The sequence below is a fragment of the Endozoicomonas atrinae genome, assembly GCF_001647025.1.
Lineage (GTDB): Bacteria > Pseudomonadota > Gammaproteobacteria > Pseudomonadales > Endozoicomonadaceae > Endozoicomonas > Endozoicomonas atrinae.
Map to the genome: position 1 here is coordinate 1 of NZ_LUKQ02000257.1, position 7,406 is coordinate 7,406.

General features: G+C 46.8%; 2 protein-coding genes. Both read right to left on the reverse strand.

The features are described 5' to 3' along the window. The coding region (locus AK963_RS23205; RefSeq protein ID WP_202969838.1) for a transglutaminase domain-containing protein at positions 1 to 6,684 on the reverse strand (6,684 nt) is incomplete at its 3' end. A 481-nt stretch (positions 6,685 to 7,165) separates the two neighbouring features. Next, positions 7,166 to 7,327, reverse strand: coding sequence for a hypothetical protein (locus AK963_RS33475; RefSeq protein WP_175404611.1), 162 nt, complete (start codon positions 7,325 to 7,327; stop codon positions 7,166 to 7,168). Positions 7,328 to 7,406: the final 79 nt, after the last annotated feature.

The following is a 7,406-nucleotide window of genomic DNA, read 5'->3' on the forward strand; positions in this document are numbered from 1 at the left end:
ATACCACTCTTTAATATTCTTGCTGGCAAGTGTTTTCAATGATGGGATATTTTTCTCTACCCAACGCCATTGCCTAAGATTCCTAAAGAAGTCAATTTTAATTTGTTCTTTTGGTGCTAACCATCCCTTTTCAATAATAAAATCAGTCAGCACAAAAAGCCATTCTGTATTCGTAACGTTGTTTTTAATACAGTAATCCAAGTGTTCGCTTAACAACTGATCAAAAAAAACCCATGCTCTCGTCGAACTATCATATTTATCGCGTTCATCAAGGCTATCATGGGCATACTCAATATCTTTCAAAACTGTCTGACAATTATTTGAATCCGATTCAGCCATTTTATTCAGACTCTCTAATAATGCCGCTTCAACATCCCACCGCTCTCCGAAAAAAGTACCGTATTGCTTACACCTCGATAAAAGTTCACACCCCTCCTCAATACCTTCAGTAGAGGCTTTTTTGAAATGCTCTATGACCCTAGGGGCTAAAACAGCCAGAGAGTCAGCGCTGTGAGTGTGTGCGCTGTGAGTGTGTGCACTGTACTGCCTTTCACGAATATTCGGGAAGTGAGGGTTTTGACCATGAGTATCTCTGCCGCTAGAGGCTCCTCCCAAATCGTAGGTCTTCCAGTCACGACCATTCCAGACCTCTGCCCATGCATGAATCTCGCTATGCACAGCCCTGCAGGTAATACCGAAATATTGAAGAATAAATATGAAAGGAGGCGTGCGATGCCGACAAGACCCAACCCCCTCGGACAACAGAATCTGTGCCAGATCATCTGAAGGGCGGATCTGAAGGTTACTCTCATTGTCAAAATGGCGACAATACTCCGCTGCTGCTTCAATCCGAGCGTTGTCATCTCCCGCATTGAGGATATTCAGTATCAACTGCTGTTTGTCTGTCAGAGCAAGAGAGGGGTCTTGCTCCGCCCTCCTCACCGTATCGAACATGTTCTCGACACGAGTTCTAATTGTTTCCGGACAGGTGCGACGCGTTTGTTCAGCCGATTCATCTTCATCATTACGTCGATTCAAGCATGATGGTATCAGTTGCTCGCAGCAATCATAACCATCACTTGCCTCCTGAACTGCCGTATACCCAGATTTATGGGCTTTATCAACAGAGGCTTGTTCAAACGGACCCGCTCCCCCAGTTTTTTTTCTCAATTGATAATGAACCTGAATATTTTCTTTCTCATTTAAACCTGAAAATCGAATCCAGTGCTGTCCGGTATAGTTATCCAGGAAGACCTCAGCCCCATGCTCTGGCACCGTTCGAAGTTTTGTCATTTCTTCTCGAGGCAATTTACTGGGCAGGGGAAATAATTTTTTGTTAGAACCTGTTTGGATAGTGTGGCATCCATAGACTTCATCCGGCCATAGTTCAACCGTACCGTCTTCAGAAGGGGTATTCATCTTCTCAGGAAAGACTCTGGTTAAGTCTTTCTCTTTGGAGTCCCACTTGATGAAATCAATATTTCCATTGTCTGTTACTTTATAATCAATGAACTTCAGTCGGTAATGATTGATATCATGAGCATGAAAAGTCCTTTCCCTTCTTTCCAATTGAGTAGTTCCAGAAGTTTCACGAACAGTCGTCACACGAGTATCGAGTCTTGTGCCAGCCGCTCGGATCATACCTGAAATGGCTCTGGTTGGAATGGCTATGGCAATGCAGGGCAGGCAGCTAACAACAGCAAGCGGTAGGCAGAAAGTTTTTACGCAGGATTGCCAGACCGGTGTTGATTTTGTTTTGTCGATTTCCACACGCAGGTCAGAACGCAGCAACCGTTCCCAGATTTCCCTTTCTGACAATGTGTCTCGAAATCTACCCAGATACGCCAAATCCTTACCATGGCTGGCCGAAACCGGTAACGGTGAAGGATCAGGACGCCCCCGATCGAGCTTGAACACATCCGAGGCCGGTATAGGGCTATCTTTCAGTCGTTTACAAAACCACTGTCTCTTCTGCAGAACATAGAGTGCCCTGGTTTGTATATCACGTCGTTCTCCCATTTCTGTTGGCATACCGGTCTCTTTCTTCCATAACCACTCGGCAACTTGTCTGATAATTTCTGCTTTTGCCTCATCATCAGAGAGCCGCTGAGCAACTGACAGTCTCCCGGCAGCAGTGACAGCATGACCGCTGCTTCCGGTGCGCTGAATAAACAGCGGCGTATCCAGAGAGGGAATCGTTTTAAAAAGCCAGCCGCATAGATCATGATCACACCAACAACGTTTCGCTGATATTGGATGCTCTTGATCTGGCTGCGTTGATCGCTGGAGAACACCGACAAGTCGCTCTTTGGTAATTTTTCCTGCTTGCAGATAGAGGAAGTAGTGCTTGGCGAACAGTTCAATCAAATCCGATGATTCGGTGACGTCAGCAGCCAGATTCTGCAGATCCCGACAGACCGGGAATAATGCCTGTTTCGAACTCTTTAACTGCTGATCAATGTAACAATGCAGGGCTGCAATGTGCTCGGCTATTTGGTCATCGCTGTCAGGGGGTAATATCTGCTGCGCAATTTTGCAGAGTTCCTGCTCACTGTAATCATCAATGCGGATAAACCGGAAACGATCCTTGAGTGCCGGTGAGAAGGCATTACGCCCACTGTATTCCGGCGGATTCGTGGTAGCAAAAAGGTGGAAACCCGGAGTACAGGGTTCAGTCAGGACATCATTTAACTCTCCCTCAAGATCCGCACTGCTGATCAGGTTCAATTCTGAAATAATGAGAACAGTGCCCTCGCGCTGAGCCTCTCTGATGGCGGTTTTCAGCTCAGGCCACTCACAGTCTCCGGCGTTGAAATAACGAGCACCAGGTTTAGTGTCCCCATCACTGGCAAGCCACATGTCCAGCAATAATTTTAGCGTCGCATCCTTCCCTCTGCCCGCAGGCCCTTCAACCAGTGAGGCTCTGCGCCCTGGGTGCCGAAGACCACCTCCACATTCAAGATCAAGACGATCAAGATCCTGAACCAGTGCCTGCATTAGTGATTTGACAGACTGTGAGGATGTATTAAATCCAGGTTTAACACGACCAACGTAACCGCAGAATCGTCTGTAGAGTTCCTCCAGATGTTCGGATGCATCGCTCTGCACTTTCGCTGGTCGCTTGCCGTTACAGAAACCATAGCGATGTTTGAACCACTCTCTTAAAACCAGATAAGACTCCCTCACCTCACTGTTTAATGAGTGGCCAAGCGCGCTATCAAACGCGCACCAGACCATCTCATTGAGTTGGGCTTGCGAGACTCTTCCGGTTTTGTAGTGTAACTGCCAGGCCATCCAGCTACAGACATCGGTAAGATCCCGAGGGCTGAAAATCCGATCAGTTACCAGACTTTTCAGCTGCTCCTGCAAAGCCATAATCGTGTCGGCTGTCCTCTGAGCGACACTGTCATCAAGCCCCTTTAGGGCACTTTGACGGAACCCCATGCTAAGAGCAGGCAAAACCACCTGATCTCTCAAAAACGTCGACGTTAAAGGTGGGTAGTGAACCCTTGGGCCTTGACCCTGTAAAACCATTTGACTGCTTCGACCTGCGTAGGCACTGGGGTTACAAGTGAAAATAACCCTGTGACGAGGGGAAATCTCCACTTTCTCTGAGCAACAGAAAATATGCGGCTTGTCAGACCAGATACCGGCCAAAACGTTATCCAGAAGCGTTGCTGCAAGGTTCGCCTCATCCACAACCAGGGTAACGAACTCGTCTGGTCTGGGTTCTGTTTTTGCCCAGTTCAGAATAATCCCCTCCTGCTCTTTCATCGTGCGATCATTGCCCTGCTTTTGCCAGACCCATCGTTTCAGGAGCAGCCTCTCTTCGGCACTGGGTCCAATGGTCAGCGTGACAGTCGGGCCTAGCGATTTTGCAGCCTGATGGGCAAGATAGCTTTTGCCGGTACCGGTACCGCCTTCAATAGTGATCAGCCTGTTACACCGAATCCTTTCCTTAAGTCGCTCCTGTCTTCTAAGATTGCCGCTACCCTGATCAATACGACTTGAAAGGATTTGATTAAGCAGGGAAGTTACTGGCTGATCAGGGTTTTGTTGACCACCAATGAAATGATCTTCCAATAAGGTGCGTATCAAACTCTTATGCTTCTTGGGTGGTGTATTGTTCTGGATATCCAAAATCCGGGCGGAGAGATTTTCCAGCCGAACCTGATCAGGAAGATCCTGTTGCCCCCGAAAAGCCCAACCGGAGTAAAGGGCATTATGCAGAATCTTCGTAATAACTGATGAACGCCTTATTCCCTGGGGTAAGCCAGCAGAGAGTCCACTGTCACACTTCAGGCGGACTTTTAATGTTCTCTGAATAGGTTTTGGTGCATGATGACAGATAAGTGCAATAAGCGTTTCCATATGGCCGGAGTCTTTATAATCCAGAACCATTGCTGCAGGGGTTTTGAAGAATTGCTCACCGAACATATCAATCAATTCCCATGATCTGCTAGCAATATATTCTCGATCGATAAGATGACCATCCCCAAGGAAAGCCGTTAATCTGTCAATATCAATCCAATACCCACGATCTTTGTTATCTGGCCATATTTGTCGTACAGCTGATTTCATGAACGCTATGACCTGTTTATTTTCTCTGGTGACATGGATCACCAGCCTTGAAATGGCTTTTCGGTAATGAATGGGCAAAATCTCAGTCCCCCCCTCCTGGGTTACGATATCTGAGGCTTCACGGTTCACCGATTGAATCAAGGCATCAGATAACTCTGGCAACTGAATAGTTGAAAAGTGCCCAGGCAGCGTATTAAATGCCTGTTGCAGTTGAGTCATCCCTTCTTTTAGACGTTGTTGATCCTGGGAGTTCTCAGGAAGTGGCGTGATCACTGTCGCTTCTTTATCTATAGCGGCCTGCCATAAAACAGATTCCGTTTTAGCGGTTTCAGGCCATACAAGATAAATTCTGGCATCGGCAGGTATCTGCTCTTTACCGCTATTTATGAAGAAATATCCGGGCTTCGAGAACAGGGTCTCCAATTCCAATTGCAGCCTGGGGTTTTGTTCCAGTCCACAAAGAATAACTGGCTTATTCGATCTTAAAGCCTCCATCATCCGGGATGGGCGAAATCCATACCGGAAGCTGGATTCAGAGGTTATATGAGCATTATTAAGCAGGTGCGCCAGTGTCGTCTCAGTGTTGATACGGACAATCTCAGCCTCTGGGTGCTTAACATGCAATTCATCAATAAGCTTCTTCAGGTTTTGGCTACGCTGGACTTTTATCGCTTGATGCAATGTTTTATTAGCAAATGCTTGATCAAAAGGCGGTGAACCGGCAGATCCAGTTCCAAAGAAAGTCTCAGGTTGATTGAGTTCAAGTAATACCATTGGGGGGTTCTGCCCTGTGGCCACCAGGAGCTTTTCTGAAACAGGTTTGAGCTTATGAAGCAGTTGATTCCACTGTGCCTCTCTCAGCGAAGAGGTCACCAGTATCGTCCCTCCTGCCCGGATGGCTTCTTCCAGAGGGTGGTGTTCACAAACCACTCCATTGCTATCAATACCCACATCACTCAACCAACTGTTTAAATTCGCCGAATTGATAGTAATAAGCTGACCATCAGGAATATGGGATTCTATCCTGACGCTTTCCTGCAGCCGCAAATGATCAGCAGGGCTGGGTTGCCTGACTTTGAAGACTGGCTCTCTGGGTAGCAATATTTTTTTCCCGTTGGCTTCAATCTCCCTGGTGATTTTTATATTTCTCAACGCCTGGGTAAATGTTAAATCCTCCTCAGGTGCTCCTGTTATCCAGAGCGTATGTGGTTTCTCCTGCTCAATAACTCCGGCATTCCAGCCAAAGCAACGGCCTGACTTGATACCATAGCTTCCGTACAGTGCGGGCCTCCAGGGCAAATGACCATCACATAAATCAACAGCGGATTCTTGAGGCGGTAAACTTCCTTCTTCCAGGGCATCATCAGCCGCAAAATCTAAAAGAGGTCTTTGACTACTCTGATCACAGGTAAGCTGTGCCAGCTTCTTTTCATAATCCCAAGTGTTTTCTACCCGATTTAACCGACGACAGGTATCAGCACCCAATGAATGAGCACTGCCTGCATGAAACTGCGTCCTTTGTACAAGCACCAGTATCTCTACATGTGCTCCGAGTCTGGTCTTATTTAACGCCGGATTTTCCGGATCAAGCAGATCATTGAGAGCAACCGTATCGCTGGGACTCATCTCCTGTAAATCAATCACAAGCTTGATTGGCCGGTCATTCTCGAATAATTTGCCGAGAGATCGCTCACATTCGCTGCTGTATTCGCTTAAATGAATTCGCTGTCGTAAGTTGTCTTTTGATAAATCTGCCAGACTTTGTATCAAATGAATTTCAGCGCCCACCTCACCATGCTGTGAACAGCGATACTCAAAATCGGAGAGCGTCTTCAACAGTACGGCCACCCCTTTATCAGGCGGCATGATCACACAGTCAAATTTAACCGGGTTGGCGCTGCCAGGCGGTTTCTTTTCACTAACCGTGACAACATGGAAGCTTTGAAGGGAACGCCTTCCACTCTCTGACTCATGAGTAGATTCTGTAAAAGAACTCTTTTCCAACGAAAGAAGCGATATTCTTTCCTCATGAGCACTGGTCGACGGCCTTGAGACGAAAGTCGTTATTTTCGATGAACCGGGAACAGCTCTGATATTTTCCATAGTAAACCTAGCTTGTTAATATCCCGGTTCACGCCTATTCCCTAACCCAAGCCTGGCCAGCGTTTTCACCAGAAAAATAATATATTTTGGATAATTGGACTGAAACACTACAAAAAAGTTCTCCCCTCCTGTAGAAGTGCAGGGCAAAAACATGAACGTTTTTTTGTGCAGTCGATCAGGCAGGTTTTATCCTCATTAATGCTTTGCTCTGTCTATATATTAACCAAAACCAAGCGATTGACGACGTTAATTGGTGATGCTCCCTCCTGCTCATATCCAAAAACCGGTTTTGCACACAAGCCTGTATGATTTTGCATCATTCAAGGAGGGCCAGTAGGGCTATAAATACGCCAAAATGGTCAAAATATGTTCATGTTTTTGCACTGTGTAGAAGTGTGATGATTCTGTTGCAAACTCAGGCCATTCTATCCAAAATCAGCAGCCCAGCCCTCTCTCGAGTTGCACGGACAGGTAGCTCTGTTCAACTGGAATAGTTCAGACCTGACCTGACATTTTCTTCTTTCATCTCCCTGTGATCACGCTCGTGGAGCCGCTCCGTTATGACGCAGTGGTCAATTTCGTTGATCAACCCCATGGAGCAAAGGTCTGTTAACGCCTTGTTTAACTCAATGGCCCGATCCATTCGCCCTACGGTCTGATCTACCCGGACAAAAGGTTACTTTGTCCGTCAGTTTCCCCCTACCACCCCCAGTTCAAAAATC